The following is a 24,918-nucleotide window of genomic DNA, read 5'->3' on the forward strand; positions in this document are numbered from 1 at the left end:
TAAAAAACCTCGTCTTTACAATTGAAGACCTGTTTTAAAAGGCGTTAAATGACCCATCAATCAGAAAACAATAAAAAACTTAAAGACTTTTTTGGAAAAGAATATCAATCTCTTAAAGTTTTTGTCAATTCAAGAATTAAGGCAACTGCCAGTCGTGATGCCGAAGATATAATTCAGGATGTGGCTTTAAAATTGTTTGCTGGAGCTGATAGATATTCGCCCATAAATAATGTAGCTGGATTTGTATACAATTCAATAAAAAACAAAATTATTGATGTTATGCGATCTAAGAAGTATAATTATAGTTATGAAAATAATGCAGAAATTAAGCTGCAAGAATTGGCAGAAATGGTATATGATACGGCAGAAAACCCTTATAGCGAAGAAATGAATTATGTACTAAAGAAGGCAATCATTAATCTAAAACCTGAGTATAGAGATATTATTATAGCAATTGACTTTGAAGGATATAGTTATAAAGAAATATCATTAGAAACTGGAATACCTAAAGGCACTTTAATGTCTAGAAGACATAGAGCCATAGGCATACTTTATAAGAAATTAGAAACAAAAAATATTAATTAAAAAGAGAATACAATGACAAATTTTTTCAATCATAAGTTAAGAGGAAGATCTCCTGGGGAAATTGCAGGATTGATAATACTAGCAATTATAGGAATATCTGGACTTGCCATTCTTTTTGGTTTTATAATAATGTGGCTGTGGAACTGGTTAATGCCTGAGCTTTTTGGCTTAACAACAATAACTTATTGGCAGGGAGTTGGGCTGTTTATACTTTTTAAAATCCTTACTGGAAGTTGTGGTAGCAGTAGCTGTGATTCATCAAAAGATTTGAAATCAGATTGCAAAACCGATTCTAAAACAAGTTTTTCAAAATGGAAGCACTATGACAAATTTTGGAAAGAAGAAGGAGACATGCTTTACAAACAGTATGTTGAACGCCAAAACAATGATAATAAGGAAGATAATTCAATTGAATAGTAGTAAATGCTTAAAAACATGAAAAAAGTATTAATATTTAGAACAAATATCGAAACCCAAAAAAGTGTTGAAGCAATACAAATGCTATTTAATAATCAATCTAGCATTATTAATTGGTCAATAGATTTAGAAGATATTGACAAAGTATTAAAAGTTAAGATTACTGATACATTAAATGAAAATGATGTAAAAAACTTGGTTAAGGTAAAAGGCTTCTATTGCGAAGCCTTGCCAGATTAAAGTTCTATAATTGATGTTAAATTGACACACATCTAGTTAGTGCTTGCCTATAAATTTCTTCGTAATGTGGTACTATAGCATGAAGATCGAATTGCATAGCCTCTCTTTTAGCGTTGTCCTTAAATTCAGCTAAGACAGCTTCATCTTTAAGGATTTTCAATGCATTTGTAGTCATATCTTCAATATCGCCTACATTACTTAAATACCCAGATACACCATGTTTATTTACCTCAGGAATTCCTCCTGTATTACTTGATATAACAGGGACACCTGATGCCATGGCTTCTAAAGCAGCTAGTCCAAAACTTTCAGTTTGAGATGGCAATAAAAATAAATCACTAAAGCATAGTATTTTATCAATTTCGCTGCTATTCCCCAAAAACTTAACCTTATCTTCAATTCCTAATTTTTCACATAGTCTTTCTGCTGGTTCTTTTTCTGGACCTTCACCAACCATCATTAGTGTTGCAGGTATCTCTTTCTGAATATTGTTAAAAATATGAATAACATCATCAATTCGTTTTACCTCTCTAAAGTTGCTAATATGTGTAACTACCTTTTCATTTTCATTTGCTAACATAGCTCGTTGACAATCCGTAAAATGATTTACATGCCTTTCTAGGTCAATAAAGTTTGGTACTACTTGTATGTCATTTTTAATATTGAACAACCTTAAGGTATCTTCTTTTAAACTTTGAGACACTGAGGTTACTGCATCTGATTTGTTAATACTAAATTCAACTGCAGTTTTGTAAAATGGATGACTCCCAACAAGCGTAATATCTGTACCGTGAAGTGTTGTCACTATTGGCAATTCTATACCTTCTTCGTGCAACATTTTTTTGGCCATATACGCAGCATAAGCATGCGGAATAGCATAGTGCACATGCAACACATCTATGTTATGAAGCTTTACTGTATCTACTAATTTACTTGAAAGAGCCAACTCATAAGGTTGGTAAAGAAATAGTGGATATTCTGGTACATTTACTTCATGAAAATGAACATTATGACTTAATAAATCCAACCTCACAGGTTGACTATAGGTTATAAAATGTACCTCGTGTCCTCGCTTAGATAGTTCTAAACCCAATTCTGTGGCTACTACACCACTACCTCCAAAGGTTGGGTAGCAAACTATACCTATTATCATTTTTTTATTCTTCAATGGCTTCGTAAATCAATCGTTGTATTTCGGTTCTAATATTTTCTTTTAATAATTTGTTTCCATTCATGGATGTTGGATAGGTTCTATTTGCCATAAATACATATACAATTTCTTCTTCAGGATCTGCCCAAGCATAAGTTCCTGTAAAACCTGAATGACCAAAACTTGTCATGGATACACAACCACATGTTGGTCCATCATCTCCTAACTGTGGCTTATCAAACCCTATTCCTCTTCGGTTATCACTTTCACAGTAATAACATTCATTAAACTTTTCCAATGTTTCCCTTCTAAAATAGCGATGACCTCCATAAAATCCTTTTTGCAAGTACATTTGCATAATCTTTGCGATATCATTGGCATTGCTAAAAACACCTGCGTGACCACCTACTCCATTTTGCATTGCAGCTCCCATATCATGCACATAACCATGTACTTCTTGATATCTATAATAATTATCAATTTCACTTGGCACAATCTGCGTTTTACTAAATCTTTCTCTAGGCTTATACGTTGTATAATTAGCTCCTAGAGATTTGTAGAAATGCTGTTGTACCAATTCATCCAAAGGTTGGTCGTAATGTTTTTCAATAAATTTCTTTAAAATATAATAAGGCAAATCACTATAACGATATCTTAATCGAGATAACATATCACTCTCCTTAATAATTCCTTGAATAGAATCTTGATAATCAGTTCTTAAAAACAATTTATTAGCAACTTCAATATCAAAACCCTTGCTTATTTTTCTTCTATAATATTTTGCATCAGGTTTTTTAGTAACTGAGTCTAAAGTAGATGCATAAAAAGGAATCCAAGGTTTTAATTGTGCATAGTGAGAAAGCATTTGCTTAATAGTCACATTTTCTTTGTTAGTCCCTTTAAATTCTGGTAGTAAATCAGATAATTTACTTTCCAAAGAAATAATGCCTTTTTCTTCTAATTCCATAACCAATGGCAATGTAGCGACTATCTTGGTTAACGAAGCAACATCGTAAATATCCGTAAATCTTACTTTTTGTTTTCCCTGATATGTATGCTTTCCAAAGTTCTTGTTGTAAACAACCTTTCCTTTTCTTGCTACTAACAATTGTATTCCTGGAGTCATTGTGGAGTCTATAGCATATTGTGCCACTGAATCTAATTTAGCAAGCTTGTGAGAATTCATGCCTACGCTTTCTGGTAAGCTATAACCCAATCTACTTAAAGATGAAAAATGAATCCCATCTCCAACTTTAAACTCCTCACCAGAAGTTACGGGTAAAACACCTTTTGCAGGAATAGCTCCAAATATTAGTTGCGCTGCTTTTTGCTGTGCAACATCACTATTTTGATAGGTAACTAGAATACTTTCTAGGTTTTCATTGGTTTTTAAATCTAATAGTGCATAAGGCTTTGCAAACACAGATAAAATTGTAGTATTAGTTCTAGCTATTTCATATAGCCAAACCAATTCTTGATTTGAAAACTTATAACTTTCCCAAGGACTTTTATTTGATTTATGAAACCCAACGATAACTGTATTGTAATTGTTGAGTTTTGAAATAAGGTCATCTAGATTTGCTGCACTTATTTCATGGACTTTGGCATATTTTTTTAGTTCATTTAAAAATACTGAACCCTTATCGTCTCCAAGTTTTACATACGCTATTGACTTATTTTCTAACTGACGAAAAGGCAATAATTTAGTACTGTTTTTTACTACTGTTAATGCATTTTCTATAAGTGTTTCATTCAACAAATCATCTTGTAGACGGTTAAGGTCTTCAACCAAATTTTTAGTCCCAACTGGTTTGTAATTGTTGAGACCAACTTTGTACTTAGCCATTAATATTTTTTTTACCGAATGCGCTAAACGCTCTTCTGTAATATCTCCACTATTAAAGGCTTCCAAAATTTTGTCGATCCCTTGAGGTACGCTTGCGGACATTAGCATAACATCGTTTCCTGCTTTAAAAGCTCCTAAGTCTATTTCGCCAGGGTTGCTAAAATTAGCTGCAGCTTTCATGGTAAGAGCATCAGTAAAAATTAACCCCTTAAAACCTAAATTATCCTTTAAGATATCTGTTACTATATGCTTTGATAATGATGAAGGATAACCATCTCTTGGTTCTAAACTTGGTACGTTTAAATGCGCAACCATAACACTAGACAGTCCTTTTTTAATGAGCTCTTTGTAAGGATATAACTCTACCGAATCTATTCTTTGCTTATTAAAACTAATTGTTGGTAAGGTATGATGCGAATCCTGCTCAGTATCTCCATGACCAGGAAAATGTTTTGCAGACGCCAATGTGCCAGCCTCCTGCATCCCTTTCATAAGAGCTAAGGATTTATTAGTGACATTATCACGACTTTCGCCAAATGAACGATTTCCAATAATAGGATTTTTAGGATTTGTATTAATATCTACAACAGGCGCAAAATTAAAATGCACACCTAATCGCTTACAATGTTCACCAATGTGTCTTCCTACACTTTCGACCAACTTATTGTCTTTTATTGCACCGAGCGCCATATTATACGGAAAAGCATAAGTGGAATCCAATCGCATATTTAATCCCCATTCGGCGTCCATACCAATAAGCAAAGGGATTTTGGACATAGCTTGTAATTCATTATTTAGTTTAGCTTGTCTAATTGGTCCACCTTTAGAATAGATAATACCTCCCAAATGATAGTCTTTAATTTGCTTTACAAGTGCTTGCTTAGCTTTTTTATCTTGACTTGAATAAACTTGAACCATATAGAGCTGACCGATTCTTTCTTTTAAAGTCATTGAGTTATACACACTATCTACCCATTTTTCTTGGGCTTCAAAATCTTTTGTTGCAAGAGGGTGATTACTTTGTGCTGAAACAAATACACAAGTAAAAAGCAATAGTAAAGTTATATTTCGCATAGTTTGGGATTAATTAATGATCCATATTTATATGGAAAACGAAAAACTATGCCAAAATAGCATTTTTACAACTAAGAATAAAAAACTTTAAGATAGATTTATAACCAAGATAATTAACAATGGTTATAATTTTAATTTAAAAAGCGGCTATGCCAACTTTCACTTGCAGGAACTTCCCAGTTTTCTATGTACTCTGCTTTATTGGCAACCAAATTGTTAAATACTATTGTGTTTTTGGAAACTGCTTTGTCTTTTGCCATTTTACGAAAGTCTGTCAAAGGTTTATAAGCAATAAACTCACCTTGTTTATAGGACACATTCATTTTGTCCATTAAATCGACATTATACTCTTTTTCTAACTGTTGAATAAAATGCACTGAAGCATCAATTGAGCAACCTGTCGCACTATTTAAGTTTTGATTTAAACCAATAACTATAAAGCGCTTATATTTAATTTCATAGCCAGAATGCAAATCACCTCCATGTGCTGTCCAATTTTCAATAAAAACATCTAACTTAGAACTAATGTCTTCTATTTCTTGTTCGGTAAAAGAACGATTGGCTTGGTAGATCCAAACTCTAGCGGTTTCTGGTAATGTGTTAAAATCTACTAGCATTTTTTATAAATCTTGATTACTTGCCAACAATTCCGCAACATCCAACACTTGAACATCTGCTTCTTTTTCTTTAAACTTGACGCCATCTGTCATCATGGTGTTACAATAAGGGCAACCTGTTGCAATAACCTCTGGGTTGGTTTGTAACGCATCTTCTGTCCGTAATACGTTTACATCTTTATCACCTTTCTCAGGTTCTTTAAACATTTGAGCGCCTCCAGCTCCACAACAAAGTGCAGTGCGTTTGTTACGTTTCATTTCAACTAATTCTACTCCAAGCTCTTTTAAAAGTTCTCGAGGTGCTTCATACACTTCATTAGCTCTTCCTAAATAACAAGGGTCATGAAAAGTTATGCGTTTTCCTTTGAATGAATTGTTAGTTATTTTTAATTTTCCTTCTTTAATTAATTGCTGTAAAAACTGCGTATGATGCAGGACTTCATAATTTCCTCCAAGTGAAGGATATTCGTTTTTTAATGTATTGAAAGAATGCGGACAAGCCGTCACTATTTTTTTTACTTCGTAAGCATTTAGTATTTCAATGTTAGTGACTGCTTGCATCTGAAACAAAAATTCGTTTCCAGCGCGTTTTGCAGCATCGCCAGTACAACTTTCTTCTGTACCCAGTACTGCAAAATCAATGTTTGCTGCATTAAGCAATTTTACAAACGCTTTGGTTATTTTTTTAGCACGATCATCATAACTTCCAGCAGACCCTACCCAAAATAGAATTTCGGGTTGTTTGCCTTCAGCCATATATTCTGCCATTGTTTTTACAGTCATTTCATTAAGTGTTTAACTAGTTATCACTTTCCTTTTTACTGTTCAATAATAGGTTTTGTCTGTATTCCTTAGTTTTTTCAAGTAAATCTGTAGACAAAAGTTGATAGGTTATTGGCGAATCTGGATCATAATTTATCATTACCCATTTATTTTCAGTAGCATCTTCTTTTAATAAAATTGTCACCCTATCTCTCATTAAGACATCCATAGTGCTATTGGATAAAAAGGCAACATCCATTCCTTGTACTTTCATCATGTTAATCATCATCTCTTTACCTTCTTCGTCAAACTCTTGATTATTGAAAGTCATTTTCATGCTCATGTCGTAAGAAACAAATGCATATTCTAAATTATTTTCTTTGCCTATATACACATCCGAAACTTTATAATCTGGAATAGTTTTAGGGATTTCTACAGAAAACTCGTCGTTACCTTCAAACATACTCATGAACAAGGTTTTCATTTGCTCTTTAGAAACCAAATCAAAAACCTTTGGATGTGTCATACCAAGAATTGCATCATAATCTAGATTATTTAAATCGACAAACATTTTATGAGCAACAGTTTCAACTTCTCTGGTGTTAACTGTTTCTTGCGCATAACTATAAGTTAGACATCCTAATAGAATGAACCAAAACAGCAGAATTTTATTTTTTTTAATCATCATCTTTTATTATTATTCATCTTTCCAATTCAGCCTATCCATCTGATTATAAGGCCAAGGAGCACCATTGTTCTCAATATTGGTCATCATATTATTTAACTCAGTTGGTGCAGCAGATTCTTCCATTACCAAGTAACGCCTCATATCCATGATAATGGATAAAGGACTAATGCTTACTGGACATTCTTCAACACAGGCGTTACAAGTAGTACAAGCCCAAAGCTCTTCTTTTGTTATATAGTCACCTAATAATTGCTTTCCATCATCCTTATACTCACCTTTATTAGCATCTATGTTTTTACCAACCTCCTCTAATCTGTCTCTAGTATCCATCATTATTTTACGAGGAGACAATTTTTTTCCTGTTAAATTTGCTGGACAAGATGAGGTACAACGACCACACTCTGTACATGTATAAGCACTTAGCAACTGTGTCCAATTTAAATCGGTGACATCACTAGCTCCAAATTTCTCAGGAGCTTCATCAGTATCTGCTTCTTCAGGTGCTGCAAAAGGGTCTGCATTTGGATCCATCATGAGCATCACTTCTTTTGTGACAGACTCCAAATTATCTAATTGCCCTTTTGGTTTGACACTTGCATAATACGTATTTGGAAACGCTAATAATATGTGTAGATGTTTTGAAAAATATAGATAATTTAAGAATACTAATATTCCTAATATATGAATCCACCAAGCTGTTCTTTCTACTAAATGCAAACTATTTTCAGACAATCCACTAAACCAAGGTGCTATGTATTGACTAATAAAATTTCCTGAATCCATAGCCTGAAATGAAGCATCAGTTGCATTCATAATTAAAAACAACGACATCAATACCATTTCAAAATATAAAATGTAATTAGCATCATTCTTTGGCCAACTAGTCATTTCGCTATTCCAAAAACGTTTTAGTTTTATAATATTTCTTCTAACCCAAAATATAATAACAGATACTAAAACTAAGACTGCTAAAATTTCAAAGCTACCTATTAAAACCCCATACAAACTACCTATTCCAGAAAAAACACGATGCGTACCAAATAATCCATCAATAATAATTTCTAAAACCTCAATGTTTATAATAATGAATCCAACATAGACAATAACATGCAAAAAACCAGCTACTGGACGACGTACCATTTTACTTTGTCCAAGCGCAATGTTAATCATGTTTTTAAGGCGTTGTGACTTGTTATCGCTAACATCAACATCTTTTCCCAATTTTATGTTACGAATAAGCTTTTGAACATTTCTAACAAAATATCCAATACCAATAACCAATGCGATTGCAAAAAGTATGTTTGGTAAATAATTCATAGTTGGTTGATTTATAAAGTGTATTAGTTTTCGCTATATGGAATTTCTTTTTTGGAAAGGATTCTAAAATAACGTTTTGGATGCAGCTTAATATCTCTTAGTAGTTCTTCAAGTTCTTTAGTAGCTCCTTCAATATTATTGTACAAGCCATCTTCTTTCATAAGTTTTCCCATAGAGCCTTCACCCTTTTCTATACTCGATAATATATTTTTAAAGCTATCAATGGTTGTTTGCAATTCTGTAATGGTTTGACCTAGATTTGCCTTAGCCATTTCATCTGTTAACGAAGCTAAATTAGCAGACGTACTTTCAAAACTTGTAATAGTGCTGTCTAATTTTTCTTTATTATTCGCTATTAAATTATTAATTGAATTAGACGTGTTTTTAAATGATAAAATCGTCTCGTTTAAGCTTGAAATGCTACTTTTTAAATTGGTTTTAGTCTGTTTATCAAACACATCGTTAATGTTTCCAAGAAGTGAGTCTGCACTTACCATCACATTTTCAATTTTCCCTTGTAATGGTGTGAGTTTTTGGTTTACCAACTCTGTCAAACCAGCTTTAATGGAACCCTCCAAGAAGTCACCATCCACAGCAGTTTCAGAGCCATCATTGGCTAGTACTATAGCTACTGCTTTTCCTCCAATAAGACCAGTTTCATAAATTTGAGCTTTGCTGTTTTTTGAAAACTGAAAATCATTATCTATCATAAGCTTAAGCTGAAGCTTTCCTGAACCATCTTCAGTAAATACTATTTCTTGAACCTTACCGACAACATTTCCGCTAATGGTAACAGGAGCCGATGGTGCTAACCCTTCAACATTATCGTAAACTGCATAAAACGTTCGAGAAGAATCCAATAGGTTTTCTCCTTTTAAATAATTGAATAAATATACAATGAGTAACAATCCACTAATGACTAAGACTGCCGTTTTTACTTCTCTAGTGATTTTCAATATTATTTTTTTTGATTAAACACAAAATTAGCAATTAATTTAAATAAAGCCTTAATTTGAAATAGTTTTTAAAGCCTCCTTAATATCTATGCGCTCACCATTTTTGTAAGCGACAATAAAACAGCTTGTATAACCTTTTTCTAAAGCTTCTTCTTTGTGTCTTTTAATATCATCGTAATTAGAAGTTTCTCCATAAAAATATTTGTAACCATTACCAATACTTTCAGATGTCACGCCTCTTAATCCTTTAAAATTATAGGGTTTTGTTTCTAGTTTTCGCGCTCCAGCTGCTATTTGAACTTTGAATGTAATATCAGAATTTAATTCCTCTTCATTTTCTGGATTTTCCAAAACAATTGAAACTGAACTTGACCCACTGCTTAAATTATTTTTATATGACAAAACACCATTTTTAATAGCTTCAGCCATTGCTTCCTGTCCTTTTTTAGAATTTAAATATGCACCTTCACTTTTATTTGTTAGAAAACCTGTTTCAACCAATATACTGGGCATGTATGTATTGTGCAACACCCAAAAACCTGCCTGTTTTACACCTCTATTTTTTCGATTTAGCTTTTGCACAAAATTATCCTGTACATATTTGGCTAATAATATACTTTGGTCTAGATAGTCTTCTTGCATTAAAGTCAATCCAATTAATGACTCCGGAGAGTTTGGATCAAATCCTTCATATTTTTCTTCATAATTCTCTTCTAAAAAGATAACAGAGTTTTCTTTTTTGGCTATTTCAAGGTTGGCTTTATTCATATGCAGACCAAGTACAAATGTGGAAGCACCAAACACACTACTTTTAGTCCAAGAATCACAATGTACAGATACAAACAAATCTGCATTAGCTTTGTTAGCGATAGCAGCTCTCTCATGCAACTCTAAATATACATCGGTTTTACGTGTATAAATAACTTTAATATTGTCATGCTTTTCTAACTCTTTACCAACTAGGAGAATTATTTTAAGAGCAATGCTTTTTTCTCTATAACCATTTCCAATATTTCCTGGGTCTTTACCTCCATGTCCAGCATCTAGCACAACCACAAATTTATCTGTTGATTTTTGAGGAAAAACGGAGATGGAAAATATAAAGAAAAAAGATACTAAAAGGTATTTCAGATTCGTTTTCATATAAAGTCTAAAACGGCATTAAAACTAGGTTTATTTTAAATTCTATATTTTTTTAGTTATTAAAATATTCACAAAAAAATATATGTACATTTGGCAATTCAAAAACCGAGCCATACTTTTACAAAAATACATCTAAAAGCGTTGCAAACAAACATCTTTCAAATACTTTTTGCCTTAAGTTTTACAGTGTTTATAAACACTTTTAGCTACGCTCAAGATATTCCACCAAAAAAGGAAAAAATTAAACCTACGATAGCAAGAGATACCATTCCTGTAAAAGTTGATAGTTTAAGGGCTAAAAATATTGATTCAAATATTATTGTTAACGATACAATTAAACTAGACAGTATCCCTAATAAACCTAAACTCTTAAAAGATATTGTAAAATATAGTGCTTCTGGTTATACATCTATTACAAGAAAAGACCAAAAAATCACCTTATATGATAATGCCAAAATCAATTATGAGGATATGGAAATTACCGCAGGAATCATTGTAATTGATTATGAAAAGAATGAAGTCTATGCAGGCAGGTTAAAAGACTCACTAGGTAATTATACGCAAGAACCTATTTTTAAGCAAGGTAACGATGTAGTGGAACCAGATTCAATTCGTTTTAATTTCGACACTCAAAAAGCCTTAATATTTAATTCCAGAACTGAACAAAGTGGCGGCATTATTATCGCTGAAACCACAAAAAAGGAAAATGATTCGGTTTATTTTATTGACCGTGGAAAATTTACAACCTCTAAAAATCTTGAAAACCCTGAGTATTATTTCTTAATGCGTAAAGCTAAAATAGTTCCTGGTAAAAAAGTGGTTACTGGTTTAACCAATATGTTTATTGCAGATGTACCCACACCAATTGGTTTGCCTTTCGCCTATTTTCCATTAACTCAAAAACGCACCTCTGGTGTTATTTTTCCGTCATTTGGAGAGCAAAATAGTCGTGGGTATTTTGTACAAAACGGTGGTTATTATTTTGCGGTAAGCGATTATTTTGATTTAGCTTTGTTAGGTGATTATTACACCAATGGTAGTTATGGTATGCGCGTAGAAAGCAACTATGCTGTACGTTATAAATTTAGAGGTAACTTAAGTTTTAGGTACGAAAATCTTATTAGTAGCGAACGTGGTTTTCCAGACTATTCCAAAAGCTCAATTTATAATTTGCGCTGGTCGCATAGTCAAGACGGAAAGGCAAACCCAAATTCGCGTTTTTCGGCATCTGTTAACCTTGGTAGTAGCCGTTATTATCAACAATCCATAAATCAACTAAACGCATCCAATTACTTAAATAATACGTTGAGTTCATCTATTTCGTATTCCAAAACATTTCAAGGTGAGCCGCAGGTAAATGTAAGCCTTACTGCAAATCATTCGCAAAACACCAATACCCAAACCATTAACATGACGCTTCCAACATTTCAAGGAAGTGTAGGTCGTGTATTCCCTTTTGCTCCAAAAATTGGTGCAAAAAAAGGAATGATTCAAAATATAAACTTGCAATACAATGCTAGGGCCGAAAATAGAATTCAAACAACAGATTCCCTATTCTTTAAAAAGGAAATGTTTGAAGATGCCAAAGTAGGTATGCAACATAGCATTCCGTTAAGTACTAATTTTAAAGTATTAAACTATTTAAGTTTAAGTGCTGGGGTAAATTTTCAAGAAACCTGGACACTTAATACTATTGAAAAATCATTCAACCAAGCAACACAAGAAACTATAATAACTAAAAAAAATGGGTTTGATTCTTTTAGAACATACAATTTTAGTGCAAGCTTAGGAACAACCCTTTATGGTATGTTCGAGTTTGGAGAAGACAAAAAAATTCAAGCAATTAGGCACGTTATGAGACCTTCGATTAGCTATAATATTTCGCCAGCTTTTGACCAGTATTATGATACGTATGAAGTTATTAGTGCTGATGAATTAACAATAGAAGATGTTCAATATACACGTTTTGAGCAATCTATTTTCGGTAGCCCAACAAATAGTTATTCCAGTGCTATTGGTATTTCTGTTAGTAATAATTTTGAAGCCAAAGTAAGAGATAGAGACAGTACCGTTGTTGAGCCAAGAAAAATTACACTTATTAATAACTTAAACTTTTCTACAGCGTATAATTTGGCTGGTGATTCATTAAACTGGAGTCCTGTTAGGGTTAATGGTGGCTTCAAATTGCTAAAAGACATGACTGTGAATTTTGGTGCTACTTTAGACCCATATGCCTTAGACAGTAACAATAATAAAATTGACAAGTTTAATATCGATAATGGAGGGAGCTTATTTAGGCTAACTAGTGCCAATTTAACTACAGGTTATTCATTTTCTAGCAGCGATAATTCTAAAAAAGACAATACCAACAATAGAGCGCAGCAAGAATCGTTGCGAAGTGGTGGTCGTGATGATGATTTATTTGGAAAACCTCAAGATTTTGCCGATAAATCATTTAATGATAATGAAGATGATAGCGAGGAAACTAGCGAACTTTATAAGTATAAAATTCCATGGAATTTAAGAATAGCCTATGCTGTAAACTATAGTAATACTAGGAGGCAAAACGAAATCTCGTCACACTCGTTAATGTTTTCAGGAGATGTAAATATTTCGCCTCGTTGGAAACTTGGTGCATCTTCTGGTTACGATTTAAAAAATAAAGGCATTACCTATACACAGTTACGTTTTGAACGTGATTTAGAAAGCTGGAGAATGAATTTTTCTTGGATACCATTTAGTGCCAATAAGCAGTGGAATTTCTTTATAGGTATTAAATCTAGTATTTTACAAGATATTAAATACGAGAAGCGAAGACAACGTGATAGAGACCTTTAATCAATTGGTAGTGCTCAGTCCACAGTCGCAGTTTACAGTCTAATGAATAATAAAATAACTTTTTAAATGAAAACAATAATTACAACTACCAAAGCCCCAGCACCAATAGGCCCTTATAATCAAGCTGTTTTAAGTGGGAATACACTTTACACATCGGGACAAATAGCATTTAACCCAGAAACAAATGAATTGGTTTTAGATAACATTACTGATGAAACTAAGCAAGTCATGGAAAATATGAAAGAAGTATTGGCTGCTGCTGGAATGACATTTGAAAACGTTGTAAAAACTTCTATTTTTATTAGCGATATGAACGATTTTGGAGCAATAAATACTGTGTATGGTTCTTATTTTGATGAAGCAACTGCTCCTGCTCGTGAAACTGTGCAAGTTGCTTGTTTGCCAAAAAATGTGAATGTGGAGATTAGTATGATTGCTATAAAATAGACTGTTTTCAATATTTATATGTTCCGCTTTGGAGAACTAGTTTTTCTTCTTTTAAATGATTCATTAAATTAACTAGTTTTTGCTTCGTAGTTTCTCCCATTAGGACATTTAGTCCCATTTTTGGTGGACCAACCTCTTTAAGTTTAGCTACTAGAGTTTCAAAAAAATCAACACCTTTTTTTGTTTGGTTTTCTGTTTGAACTTTTGAAAAACCGAGATTGCTCAATATTTGATTCTTATTCTCTAAACTGAATAAAAAACTTTGACTTGAGTTACTGGCCCAAGGCATTGGGTAAGTTACTTCAATATCTCCTTTTTTAAAAATGTCATAATAAAGTAAATGTCCATTCTTTTTTAAGACTCTCTTAATTTCAGAATAAAATTTATTTTTATCAGGAATATTCATTTGTACATGCTGTGTCCAAACAACATCAAATGTGTTATCTTCAAAAGGAAGATTTACCGCATCTCCTTTTATAAAACTTGTCTTGTCATCTAACTTTACAAGTTTTGATAGTTTTGTTGCTGTTCTAATATATTCATTGCTTAAATCAATCCCAGTACTTATACAATCGTATTCATCAGCTAGCATTCTACATGGACCACCAAGACCACATCCAACATCTAAAACGTGTAGTCCTTTCATATTTATTGAGCTAGCTAATTCCTTAGAAACAATTGCTCCTCTAACATGAAACTCATCCACATCAGATATATGAACTCTTTGTACTTTATCTAAATCTACACCTTGTTCTTCTAATCGACCAATAATATCTTCAAAAAGATCTTCTTTAAGATAATGGTTTTCTATAGCTTTATTTAAATTTTCCATTTATAATATTCGGATGAGATATTTTTTTTAACCTTGCTTATTAAGAAATAAAGCTCCAGAATCTACATTAGCATCGAGCAATTTCACCACAGCATCTAAAGTTACAGTGCCATAATACCAAGTGCCTGCTGCTAATGACTCTGCTAATACTGCCTTGTAAATTTCGTAATAGCTACGTTTACCATCTACAAAATTAAACACTTCCATTCGCATAGTCGAGTGAATTTGCACACCAGCAACACCACCTCTGCGCTTTCCAAAGTACTCATCCAGTATAGGATTATTTTTTGGGATTTTTTTTGTAGCAGCTTGTTCTTGTGCAGTCAGAACTATTTTTGGAGTTTTTGCATTATGTGTGTTACTAAACACATTAGACGCTTCAGCCAACATACTTTTCTTTTTAATTTGAAGCTGCTTAGAAACCGTATTTATTTTACTCATGATAACTGCATCTGTTCCAAGTAAACGTGTAATAGATTTTAGAGCTCCTTCTTCTCTAATAATCCCTTGTTCAATAATAATATTAGCATTTTTCCATCCAAAATTTGTATCACTTTGCGATTGAATTTGGTGGAATGCAGTTTCTAAATCATTAGCTAATCGCTTAGTGCCTTGAGCATACGTTTCTGAAAGTAGTAATGGCAATTCTTCACTTTCAGACTTTCCTAAATAATAAGCCATGGATGCAATAATAAAAGCATTACGTTGTAATTGCGTAGCATCAATTTGCCATAAATCGTCATCTGATGAATGGATGTAATAATCATCCCAATTAATTAATCCAACGGCTGGAACACCAATAGCGCCTTCAACAAAATTCAAGTTATCTGACGCATTAAAAAATGGCACGAAACGAGCACCAAAACCTTCTTTAGTGCCTCTAGTAGCATAAATTGGTCGTGAGTGTGGACGAGGCAAACCTCCCATTCTACCTGCTGTTATAAAAGGATTATTAGTTTCTATAACAAACTGCCCAACGCTTTCAAATATAGCGTCAACATAACTTGTTATAGAATGTGGCGAATAAATAAGGTGTTGTGTACGACTTCCAATAGATTGCTTTGCACCAACCATATCTTGATGTAAATTGGCTAGCATTTTTGCTGGCTCCTTTGGGTAATCTCTAAAGTATCTATACTCTGAATAAATTTCATCGGTCCACCAAAAACGAATATCACGTAAAGGACGTTCTATTTTGCCTTCTTCAATTAGTTTATTAAGTGTTCTAGCAATTTCTAATAAATTACCGCAGCCACTACCGTCATCATTTGCAGAGCCTTGCTCTTCTTGCAAATGTGCAGTAATCATAATTTGCTGATCATGATATTTAGAACCTCTAATCCAACCTTCTACAAAACCTGTTCTACCAGGAGCTTCACCAATTTCGGTATCAACTTTTGCTTTCAATACAACTTTTCCTCCCATGGTTTTTTTACCAGTCGCAAACACATCTTGTATTGCATTTGTTTGCAACATCTTTTTTAACTGCTCTCCTTTTCTAGGCGATAAATTAAATGCAAATGTACCATGCTTTCCCTCTGGAACATTCATTGATATTCTAGTCCAAGCCAATTGATCAGGGAAATCCATTTGATTTTTATTCTCAGAAGATGTGTAACATACCACACCTACGGCACCTTTTGCATATACAGCATTAGTTACTGCTGCACCAGGCGAACCATTTACTAATACAATTTTACCCGAGACATCTAAACTCTCTAAATCAGCTTTACTACCAGATCCTGCCCAAACTAATTCGGCAGTAACATCTGCATCATGACTGCCATCGGATAGCATTAGCGCATGGTCGCCAATATCGGCGAGCTTAATTTCAACAGGTTCGGTTATCCAAAGTTCTGCAGACTTAGCTGTATAATTTGGACCACCTAGTGGTTGTTCAATAAATTTCACATCTTCTAATCCAGCTTTTTTGGCTTCTTCAACAACATAATCGGCAGCTTTAAAATAACCTTCCATTCCAGAATTACGATGCCACTGCGTTAAAACGCGAATGTGCTCAAAAGACCTGTCTCCAGACAATTCATTGATTAACATCCTTATTTCTGCATCATTTAAAAATGGAGTTTCTTGAGCAAACGTTGGGATAATAAAAAGGGACAGCAAAATGGATTGAACAATTTTTCTCATAATATTGAAGTACTAGAATTTTAAAATTGGTTGATTGTAAATGCAATAACACATGCAATGCACTACAAGGTATTTTATTTTGTATAAACAGTCAAAAGTTGTTAATAACTAATAACAAGGAAAGATTATAGTAGTCTCTATTAAAACTATTTAGATAATTGTTTACTATGGTAATTTACCAAACCTTCAATTGGGCGGCGTTCAAAATTACCAACAGTAAAGTCTAATTCTTTAGCAACTTCTTTTATTTCATCTTGTGAAAAGAAGGCAATAGAACCAGCGAAATGCACAGGAACTGCTTGCAACACATCTTTGTATTGCATTATCATATTTTTTGCAAAAAGACGAATACCCACTTTTATAACATTTACAATATACTCTGAGTCCTTATTAAGGAACATAAATTCCGCAAAAGATGCCAAATAGGCATTAGGATTTGGTTGCTTATAAAGGTTGTATTTTATGAAATCAGAATCCATATTATATTTTTCGGCAAGTGACACTTTTAAATGCTGTGGCATATGGTTAAAATAATAATCTCTAATAAGCTGTTTTCCAAAATAATTACCAGAGGCATCATCCATTACAGAATAACCAAGTGATTTTACTCTCTGTTCTACACTTGTTCCGTTAAAATAACTACAATTAGAACCTGTACCCAAAATACAAACAACTGCTGGTTACAAATCAACCCCAACGGTTGAGTAAATAGCAGCATAGGTGTCTTCTCTTACTTCAGCTATTGCATTTGGAAAAAACTCTTGAAGTACATCCTTTAGTAATTGCCTTGGCTTTTCAGTACCACAGCCTGCACCATAGAAAAAGATATGTGTAACATCGTTTTTTACTTGGTCCAAAGTTTCGTTTTTCTTTATGGTCTTATAGAGTTTTTTACTACTTAAAATTGCAGGATTCATCCCTTTAGTACGCTGCTTTTCCAGCAATTGATTCCCTTGATTGTCTATTGCTAACCAATCACATTTTGTAGAACCACTATCAACTATAAAAATCATATAAAAACTATTAAGACATAAAAAAACTGCCAATCAAAGATAATGATTAGCAGTTTATATTTATTACTGATTTTAAAGATTGTGAATATACTCAATCAAATCGATTAATTTTGCTGAATAGCCATACTCGTTGTCGTACCAAGAAACTACTTTAAAGAATTTAGAATTTAATTCAATTCCTGCTCCAGCATCGAAATTACTTGTATGTGTTTCACCAACAAAATCTTGAGATACCACAGGTTCGTCAACATATTTTAAAACACCTTTAAGCTCTCCATTTGCCGCATTTTTAAAGGCTTCTTTTATGGCCTCGTATGTTGTTTCTTTTTGAAGTCTTACTGTTAAATCAACCACTGACACATTTACAGTGGGTACTCGAAACGCCATTCCTGTAAGCTTTCCATTAAGTTCTGGAATTACTTTACCAACCGCTTTGGCTGCTCCTGTTGTAGATGGAATAATATTATTTAATGCTGAACGACCTAAACGATAATTCTTTCTTGAAGGTCCATCAACAGTTAACTGTGTTGCAGTTGCTGCATGAATGGTTGTCATTAATGCTTCTTCTACACCAAAATTATCATGTAAAACTTTAGCAACTGGCGCTAGGCAATTGGTTGTACAAGACGCATTAGAAACAATCACATCTGAGTCTTTAATATTGTTATGATTTACACCCATTACAAACATTGGAGCATCTTTTGAAGGTGCCGAAATTGCAACTTTTTTAGCTCCTGCTTCAATATGATAGTTTGCAGTTTCAAGTGTTGTAAAAATACCAGTGCATTCGGCTACCACATCAACATCCACATCATTCCATTTAAGATTACGAGGATCTCTTTCGGCTGTAACTCTAACAGTCTTGCCATTAACAACTAGGTGACCATCTTTGACTTCGATATTTCCATCAAAATTACCATGAACCGAATCATATTTTAACAAGTATGCCAAATGGTCGACATCCAATAAATCATTTACGGCTACTACATCAACATCAGGTCTTTTAAATGTATCTCTAAAAACGAGTCTTCCTATTCTACCAAATCCGTTAATTCCTATTTTTACTTTTGACATATTCTTTCTTCTAATTTTTATGTTGTCATTATATCTGACACTCTTAATAGTTCTAAATTTATTGTTGATTTTCCTTTAATAGCTTGTTCTAAAGGTGTTAATTCCATTTGATTATTTAGCAATCCAACCATGAAATTAGTTTTTCCTTCTAGTAAGCTTTCTACTGCTTTTACTCCCATTCTGCTAGCTAAAACACGATCAAAACAAGATGGGCTTCCGCCTCGTTGTATATGACCCAAAACTGATACTCGAACATCATAGTGCGACATATGCTCATCGACATAGTCTTTTAATTCGAATACGTTTTTACCTATTTTATCGCCTTCGGCAACAACAACAATACTCGATGTTTTACCAGATTGTTTACTTCTATTTAAAGATTCCAGTAATCTATCCAATCCTAAATCTTCTTCTGGGATTAATATTTCTTCAGCACCTGCTCCAACACCTGTATTAAGAGCTATATGACCAGCGTCCCGTCCCATAACTTCTACAAAAAACAATCTGTTATGAGAACTTGCAGTATCTCTAATTTTATCGATAGCCTCAACTACAGTATTTAAGGCAGTATCATAACCTAAAGTATGTGTTGTTCCAAAAATATCATTGTCGATAGTTCCAGGGATTCCAATAACAGGAAAGTTATACTCTTCATTAAATATAAGAGCTCCTGTAAAAGTACCATCACCACCAATAGTGACCAAAGCATCTACCCCAGATTTGATTAGGCTATCATAAGCCGTTTTTCGGCCTTCTTTAGTTCTAAAATCATCAGAACGTGCAGATTTCAAAACCGTTCCACCCTTGTTTATAATGCCTTTTACACTACGTGCATCCATAGATTTATAATCACCTTCAATAACACCATCATAACCTCTGTAAATACCAATACATTCAATGCTATGATAAGCACAGGCTCTAACCACAGCTCTAATTGCAGCATTCATTCCTGGAGCATCTCCTCCTGAAGTCATCACTCCTATTTTTTTAATTTTTTCTGTCATTTTTAAACCTTAGAACAGGTAAATCTAATAAACTTAAACAAGAAAAAAGCTAAGTTTCATCATATTTTAACTAAAATTGAAACTCAAACGTTTTCGCTGTAAAATGATAAAGAAATGATTATTTAATTATTGGATTGACGTGTGCTTAAAGAGTCTTTTCTCTTGATATTAATATATGAAGTTGAGTTGTTTTCGGTGGTTATTTCTTCTTTCTTTTTTTCTTTGTTTTTCTTACTATATATTTTCTGCAACAATTCTTTTAAGTTATCAAACTCAACATTATAAGAAAGCCCAATTCCTTGTGTATAACCAATATTCTCCCCAAAATATCTGATACTGTTTTCACGATTAAAGAATTTTAGTGACAATGTTCTATCTTCATTTATTAACATTTCTACTTCAAAATCTCCAGCAATAACGGTTTCGCTTACGCCACCAATTGGTACACCAACTTTACCATTAATAAGAATATTATCGCTTAATTTGGTAGACAATGTGACACCTACACGACTACTAGTTTCAAAATCTGGTGTGTTTTGACCAATTTGAAAATCTACACCTAAATTAAGTTTACCATCCTCAGAAGACAGGATTTCATTAAGCATTGATTGCACCCTATCGGAAACCAATCCAAAAGCATCCTGTGAACCAAAATTTAATTCACTTCTAAAACCGCCTGTTAACAATAAAGAAATTACCTGAAGTTCTTTACTATCTCTATCGTTTAAACGATACTGCAGCTCAGAATCTAAGGTAGAACTTACTGTTGGAAATGCTAAATCGTAGTCAATGTTTGGCTGTTCCAACTCCTCGGTTAAATGAATTTTGACCTCAACAGGAATACTTGTGTTAATTGGGTTTTCTAACAATACCGATGGATTTGCTTGAATTTTATCGTAAACTGCTTCAATATTTATTTGGGCTTTTAAAGGGTCTCCTTCCCAAACCAGAGTACCTCCATATAATACTCTAAATTCTTTTTCTATAATACCTTGATAATTGTAGTTATACGTACCTTCAGTAATGAAAAAATCACCATTCATTTCAAAAATACCATTAGTAGTAATTCGAGTTAACAAAGTTCCAATACCTACTCCTTTGATGGAGCTCCCTGTACTTTTATCCATGATAATTTCAATCTCGGCATTATCAGTGATATCTAATACAAAGTTCATTTCCAAGCCTTTAATAACCTCAGCAACCACTTGCTCTTCACTTATTTGAGCTTCCTTTTCTTCTTTAGTTAAAAAATGTATATACGAACTCTCTCCAAAGGAATCTGCATCATTCAATGGAATCTTAAAAACTGTTCCATCTTGAGATGATACATTAGCATTAATTACTAACTGATCCGTAGGGCCTACAATACCAATATCACCATTTACAAAAGCTCTACCATAATATAATGCATCTTCTGTATCACTTGTGTTTAGCACTAATAATCTGTCTGAGTCTATATCTAAGTTTAACTGCCAGTTGGAAAAATTCACATGGTCAATATTGCCACTCAAAGTTGCTCTTGAGAAAAATTCAGAATCTGTTAACCTTGCATTATTAAATATAAAACTTTGTTCCTGCAGTGCGATTTTTGTTTCATCTCCAAAAGAATAATCAACATTTAGATGTGGAATTCTAAGTCCTCCACTATCCAAATTTAACTCGCCAGTTATTTGTGGCCTACTTAATAAACCAGAAACTCTAGCATTACCAGATACTTCTCCACGAATATTGGTAATAACCCCTTCTCCAAATGGATTTAGTGGGTTAAGAATAAACTCATTAAAAGCAACATTTAGATTTATGGTCGAATTACTGCCTGTAAAATCCAAAACTCCTCTTATAGCTAGCGACTCGGTATCGTCTTCTTTTAAACTAACATTAACTGAATAATTAGTTAATGAACGATTACCCTTTATATCTGCGTTAAATGAACCTAGGTTAAAATCGTTTACCTTAAAATTATCAATAGCAACATTTGATTCAGGAATATAAACACCTTGATTTTGTTTAATTTCTAGCCTACCATTTACATTCCCAGCTAATGCCAAACTATCAATTCTAGGAGTTATTTTAGCAAGTTCTACATCTTTAAAATCTAAGTTTATGTTTTTATTTGTTGCGCCTTTTATGATACCATAAAGATTGATAACTTCTTCTTCATGGCTCATTCGTAAGCTTCTGATATTAATATTTTTAAACTGCCTATCAAATTCTATTTTATTTTTATCGATGTTATCTTTGTCTTCATTTATAAACCAATCGTTATCCTTAAAAACAATAGCAGATTTTCTAAAACCTAACACAGAGTTGTTTTCTTCGTTTATGGTATAGAAAAGATTCATATCAAAATCGTCGGTATTGCCTTTCCCTCCCTTGAATTCTGTTTTAACAAACAAGGTGTCGTTTTTTGTAACATTAATTAAGCTAAATTTTGATACATCATAAAACTTTGATGTCATACTATCTATCTCAATAAATGTATTGTAAAGTGGGTTTTTATTATCTAATTCCAAATGTATCTTATTGGCAAAATAATCACGGAATTTTATTTGCGGTGAGTTAAACTCCAATTTAAATTTCTTAGCATCACTTTCTACCCTACCTTCAAAATAAGTATTGCTTCCTAGTTCCAAATCTGGATAAAACACTTCGGCTATTTTGTTATAGATATTAAATTTAAAGTTGATAAACTGGTTTGAAGCTATATCGTGTGGCTTGAAATTAGTATAAATATTACCAAGCGAATTCTCTAAAAGCTTGTATATATCCCTAAAGACAAATTTACCACTAAGACTGCCCTTTACAATATCTGGGGAATTAACTTCTAAAAACCTTACGTCTTCTTCAAACCGTGAAGAAATGGCAAAATCTTTAAAATAATATTCATCGTTTTGATTTTTATAGAGTGTATTTTCAAATCTTATGCTGCCATAAGCATCATCATAATTACTACCATTCATGTTCATGCTAACATCACTCTTAAAAATTGAAATACTATCGTTTTCAATAAAATTTAGAGCTTTTAAATTGGCATGTTCTACATTGGCGTTAAAATCATATTTTTTTTCTTTTTCAGAAAAATCTACTAAACCATTAAACGTTAAAATTAAATTTTGGTCATTAACAAATAGGTTGCCATCAAATATTTTGTTCTTAATATTTCCAACTACCTTGATTCTCTCATATTCATAATCGTTATACACAATATTGAATACGTCTCCTTTTACTTGCGAATTCACGCTCTCAGCAGTAAAACCTGTACCATTAACATCTAAATTAGCAGATATGTTACCAACATTTAAGTCTCCTACCAAAGTACCTACATTAAAATTATCCATGACAACATTACCTGTATAAATGGCATCATCTTTTGCATTAATATCATTAATGTCGAGATTTGCAGTTAATTTCCCAAGATTTGAGGTTAATACAATATCTGTGTTTAGATTTTTTGTTGTAAGATTTGTTTTTCCTTTGATTGTGAATACGCCCAAACTATCTACAATTGTTGGGATAGAAGTTCCTAAAACATTGGGAAGCATTCTTGCAAGATCATTATTACTTGTTGTAAGTCTATTGAAATTAGCGTCCATTATAAAAGTATCTTCCATATTATCGAAAGCATTCTTAATAACCATATTTCCATCTACTATAGTATTTCTAGAATTACGCAATTCTATATTACTCGCTGTAAGGTTATTTAACGTACCAAATAAATTTACATTTAGGTTTACTTTTTGATTGCTTCCAAATTCATCATAAAAAATATTTAAATCGCTTAATGTAACATCAGAATCTTCAAAAGAGGCAGTAAGTTTTACTTTATCAACAAAATATTGTAAATCTTCTCTTTTGTAATCGAATTTCAAGTCGCCCTTTAAAGTAGAATTAGGTGTTTTTATTTGGAGGAATTCAAAAGTCATTCCAGTTAAAGTATAACCAAAATTAGTTGTCATGTTGGTTACTTCAAGTCCTCTATTATCAATAAAACCAAGCTTATTGATTCTTGCGCTAACATCTGGTCCTAAAATTAAGAAGTCGGTTGCGTTGATATTTAAATTATTAAATGTGAATATCTCACTATCTACCTTGTTTTCATCGACTAACCTAAATTTACTATCTAAAATTGTTATATCACTAGAAGATAATAGAAAATCGCTTTTCTCTTGGCTTGGGTTATCTTCAACAAACTTTTCTACAAAAACATCAAGGTTGGTATCTGTTTCGTCTTTATACGTTTTAAGATTGAAAAGCATGCCTTCAATATCTACATCACCAAAAGTTAGTTTATTATCGTAAATCATTTTTCTAACACTTAAAATAGAAGTGTTAAGCTCATTAATACTTATAAGAGTATCTTTTTTGTAATCTTCGATATAAATATTTAGCAATTCGACATCGCCGTTAAATTGCAACCCAACTTTTTCAATATTGATATTCGTACCAAAATCATCGTTAATTCTATCTGTAGCATATTTACCCAAACGAGTTTGAACAGCAGGAATAGATAGTAATAGCACCAAAATGATGAACAATAGCAAAAAGATTGCTACAATTTTTAACGCTATTTTAAGTGCCTTTTTAATGTTGTAGTAAAGTTATGAAATTTGATTCTAAACCCTAATTTAAAACTAGCTTTAAACTTATCAATTTTTAAGCCTATTTTTAACTATTAGCTCTTTATTTTTTTATTTATTTGTATATACGTTAAAACAAAAAAACACAGACGTTTATTTTATTACAAAATAAGCAATTATTATGCCTAAA

General features: G+C 32.7%; 20 protein-coding genes. 5 read left to right on the forward strand and 15 right to left on the reverse strand.

Annotated elements, in window-relative coordinates; translation table 11 throughout:
* Positions 1-48 precede the first annotated feature (48 nt).
* From HB672_RS10925 to HB672_RS10935, 3 genes are read left to right on the forward strand one after another with little or no spacing between them, the layout of a single operon-like run.
* Positions 49-585 (forward strand): RNA polymerase sigma factor, encoded by a 537-nt coding sequence (locus HB672_RS10925; RefSeq protein ID WP_167612331.1) that lies wholly within the window; start codon positions 49-51, stop codon positions 583-585.
* Between the two features lie 12 nt (positions 586-597).
* Complete coding sequence (locus HB672_RS10930) at positions 598-1,002, forward strand: hypothetical protein (RefSeq protein WP_167612335.1); 405 nt, start codon at positions 598-600, stop codon at positions 1,000-1,002.
* 18 nt (positions 1,003-1,020) lie between these two features.
* Positions 1,021-1,242 (forward strand): hypothetical protein, encoded by a 222-nt coding sequence (locus HB672_RS10935; protein WP_167612338.1) that lies wholly within the window; start codon positions 1,021-1,023, stop codon positions 1,240-1,242.
* A 16-nt stretch (positions 1,243-1,258) separates the two neighbouring features.
* On the opposite strand, the gene bshA is transcribed toward HB672_RS10935, so the two are convergent.
* The 8 genes from bshA to HB672_RS10975 all read right to left on the reverse strand — a co-directional run bounded on the left by bshA (position 1,259) and on the right by HB672_RS10975 (position 10,795).
* Positions 1,259-2,395, reverse strand: a complete 1,137-nt coding sequence (gene bshA / locus HB672_RS10940) for an N-acetyl-alpha-D-glucosaminyl L-malate synthase BshA (RefSeq protein WP_167612341.1) — start codon at positions 2,393-2,395, stop codon at positions 1,259-1,261.
* Positions 2,396-2,399: 4 nt separating this feature from the next.
* Positions 2,400-5,312 carry a glycoside hydrolase family 3 N-terminal domain-containing protein gene (locus tag HB672_RS10945; RefSeq protein ID WP_167612345.1) on the reverse strand — a complete coding sequence of 971 codons (2,913 nt, stop codon included), beginning with the start codon at positions 5,310-5,312 and terminating at the stop codon, positions 2,400-2,402.
* A 131-nt stretch (positions 5,313-5,443) separates the two neighbouring features.
* Positions 5,444-5,929: an ABC transporter ATPase gene (locus HB672_RS10950; RefSeq protein ID WP_167612348.1), complete on the reverse strand. Its 486-nt coding sequence runs from the start codon at positions 5,927-5,929 to the stop codon at positions 5,444-5,446.
* A gap of 3 nt (positions 5,930-5,932) precedes the next feature.
* Positions 5,933-6,712: a (Fe-S)-binding protein gene (locus HB672_RS10955; RefSeq protein WP_167612351.1), complete on the reverse strand. Its 780-nt coding sequence runs from the start codon at positions 6,710-6,712 to the stop codon at positions 5,933-5,935.
* A gap of 16 nt (positions 6,713-6,728) precedes the next feature.
* Complete coding sequence (locus HB672_RS10960) at positions 6,729-7,379, reverse strand: hypothetical protein (RefSeq protein WP_167612354.1); 651 nt, start codon at positions 7,377-7,379, stop codon at positions 6,729-6,731.
* Between the two features lie 9 nt (positions 7,380-7,388).
* Positions 7,389-8,696: a (Fe-S)-binding protein gene (locus HB672_RS10965; RefSeq protein WP_167612357.1), complete on the reverse strand. Its 1,308-nt coding sequence runs from the start codon at positions 8,694-8,696 to the stop codon at positions 7,389-7,391.
* A gap of 23 nt (positions 8,697-8,719) precedes the next feature.
* Positions 8,720-9,652 (reverse strand): MlaD family protein, encoded by a 933-nt coding sequence (locus HB672_RS10970; RefSeq protein ID WP_167612361.1) that lies wholly within the window; start codon positions 9,650-9,652, stop codon positions 8,720-8,722.
* A 51-nt stretch (positions 9,653-9,703) separates the two neighbouring features.
* On the reverse strand, positions 9,704-10,795 hold the full coding sequence (locus tag HB672_RS10975) for an N-acetylmuramoyl-L-alanine amidase (protein WP_167612364.1): 1,092 nt from the start codon (positions 10,793-10,795) through the stop codon (positions 9,704-9,706).
* A 90-nt stretch (positions 10,796-10,885) separates the two neighbouring features.
* Between HB672_RS10975 and HB672_RS10980 the strand changes: the two genes are divergently transcribed.
* Positions 10,886-13,633 carry a putative LPS assembly protein LptD gene (locus HB672_RS10980; protein ID WP_167612367.1) on the forward strand — a complete coding sequence of 916 codons (2,748 nt, stop codon included), beginning with the start codon at positions 10,886-10,888 and terminating at the stop codon, positions 13,631-13,633.
* 66 nt (positions 13,634-13,699) lie between these two features.
* The gene (locus HB672_RS10985; protein ID WP_167612370.1) at positions 13,700-14,080 is read left to right on the forward strand and encodes a RidA family protein; all 381 of its coding nucleotides are present in this window, start codon (positions 13,700-13,702) and stop codon (positions 14,078-14,080) included.
* Positions 14,081-14,087: 7 nt separating this feature from the next.
* On the opposite strand, the gene HB672_RS10990 is transcribed toward HB672_RS10985, so the two are convergent.
* The 7 genes from HB672_RS10990 to HB672_RS11015 form a co-directional block, all read right to left on the reverse strand.
* Positions 14,088-14,912: a class I SAM-dependent methyltransferase gene (locus HB672_RS10990; protein ID WP_167612374.1), complete on the reverse strand. Its 825-nt coding sequence runs from the start codon at positions 14,910-14,912 to the stop codon at positions 14,088-14,090.
* Positions 14,913-14,939: 27 nt separating this feature from the next.
* Positions 14,940-17,060 (reverse strand): M28 family peptidase, encoded by a 2,121-nt coding sequence (locus HB672_RS10995; RefSeq protein ID WP_167612377.1) that lies wholly within the window; start codon positions 17,058-17,060, stop codon positions 14,940-14,942.
* Positions 17,061-17,206: 146 nt separating this feature from the next.
* On the reverse strand, positions 17,207-17,722 hold the full coding sequence (locus tag HB672_RS14770; protein WP_348272553.1) for a hypothetical protein: 516 nt from the start codon (positions 17,720-17,722) through the stop codon (positions 17,207-17,209).
* Positions 17,723-17,740: 18 nt separating this feature from the next.
* On the reverse strand, positions 17,741-18,073 hold the full coding sequence (locus HB672_RS14775) for a hypothetical protein (protein WP_348272554.1): 333 nt from the start codon (positions 18,071-18,073) through the stop codon (positions 17,741-17,743).
* Between the two features lie 72 nt (positions 18,074-18,145).
* Positions 18,146-19,147, reverse strand: a complete 1,002-nt coding sequence (gene gap, locus HB672_RS11005; protein ID WP_167612381.1) for a type I glyceraldehyde-3-phosphate dehydrogenase — start codon at positions 19,145-19,147, stop codon at positions 18,146-18,148.
* A gap of 17 nt (positions 19,148-19,164) precedes the next feature.
* Entirely contained in the window at positions 19,165-20,151 is a 987-nt protein-coding gene (gene pfkA / locus HB672_RS11010; RefSeq protein WP_167612384.1) for a 6-phosphofructokinase, read from the reverse strand.
* Between the two features lie 122 nt (positions 20,152-20,273).
* The gene (locus HB672_RS11015; protein ID WP_244306607.1) at positions 20,274-24,686 is read right to left on the reverse strand and encodes a translocation/assembly module TamB; all 4,413 of its coding nucleotides are present in this window, start codon (positions 24,684-24,686) and stop codon (positions 20,274-20,276) included.
* Positions 24,687-24,918: the final 232 nt, after the last annotated feature.

The organism is Gaetbulibacter sp. S0825 (assembly GCF_011777505.1).
In the GTDB taxonomy this organism is placed as follows: Bacteria; Bacteroidota; Bacteroidia; order Flavobacteriales; family Flavobacteriaceae; genus Pontimicrobium.

Bases quoted from the DNA above. Each gene is read 5' to 3' on its own strand.
- HB672_RS10925 (WP_167612331.1), top strand. From the start codon at position 49: ATGACCCATCAATCAGAAAACAATAAAAAACTTAAAGACTTTTTTGGA.
- HB672_RS10930 (WP_167612335.1), top strand. From the start codon at position 598: ATGACAAATTTTTTCAATCATAAGTTAAGAGGAAGATCTCCTGGGGAA.
- HB672_RS10935 (WP_167612338.1), top strand. From the start codon at position 1,021: ATGAAAAAAGTATTAATATTTAGAACAAATATCGAAACCCAAAAAAGT.
- bshA (WP_167612341.1), bottom strand. From the start codon at position 2,395: ATGATAATAGGTATAGTTTGCTACCCAACCTTTGGAGGTAGTGGTGTA.
- HB672_RS10945 (WP_167612345.1), bottom strand. From the start codon at position 5,312: ATGCGAAATATAACTTTACTATTGCTTTTTACTTGTGTATTTGTTTCA.
- HB672_RS10950 (WP_167612348.1), bottom strand. From the start codon at position 5,929: ATGCTAGTAGATTTTAACACATTACCAGAAACCGCTAGAGTTTGGATC.
- HB672_RS10955 (WP_167612351.1), bottom strand. From the start codon at position 6,712: ATGACTGTAAAAACAATGGCAGAATATATGGCTGAAGGCAAACAACCC.
- HB672_RS10960 (WP_167612354.1), bottom strand. From the start codon at position 7,379: ATGATGATTAAAAAAAATAAAATTCTGCTGTTTTGGTTCATTCTATTA.
- HB672_RS10965 (WP_167612357.1), bottom strand. From the start codon at position 8,696: ATGAATTATTTACCAAACATACTTTTTGCAATCGCATTGGTTATTGGT.
- HB672_RS10975 (WP_167612364.1), bottom strand. From the start codon at position 10,795: ATGAAAACGAATCTGAAATACCTTTTAGTATCTTTTTTCTTTATATTT.
- HB672_RS10985 (WP_167612370.1), top strand. From the start codon at position 13,700: ATGAAAACAATAATTACAACTACCAAAGCCCCAGCACCAATAGGCCCT.
- HB672_RS10990 (WP_167612374.1), bottom strand. From the start codon at position 14,912: ATGGAAAATTTAAATAAAGCTATAGAAAACCATTATCTTAAAGAAGAT.
- HB672_RS10995 (WP_167612377.1), bottom strand. From the start codon at position 17,060: ATGAGAAAAATTGTTCAATCCATTTTGCTGTCCCTTTTTATTATCCCA.
- HB672_RS14775 (WP_348272554.1), bottom strand. From the start codon at position 18,073: ATGATTTTTATAGTTGATAGTGGTTCTACAAAATGTGATTGGTTAGCA.
- gap (WP_167612381.1), bottom strand. From the start codon at position 19,147: ATGTCAAAAGTAAAAATAGGAATTAACGGATTTGGTAGAATAGGAAGA.
- pfkA (WP_167612384.1), bottom strand. From the start codon at position 20,151: ATGACAGAAAAAATTAAAAAAATAGGAGTGATGACTTCAGGAGGAGAT.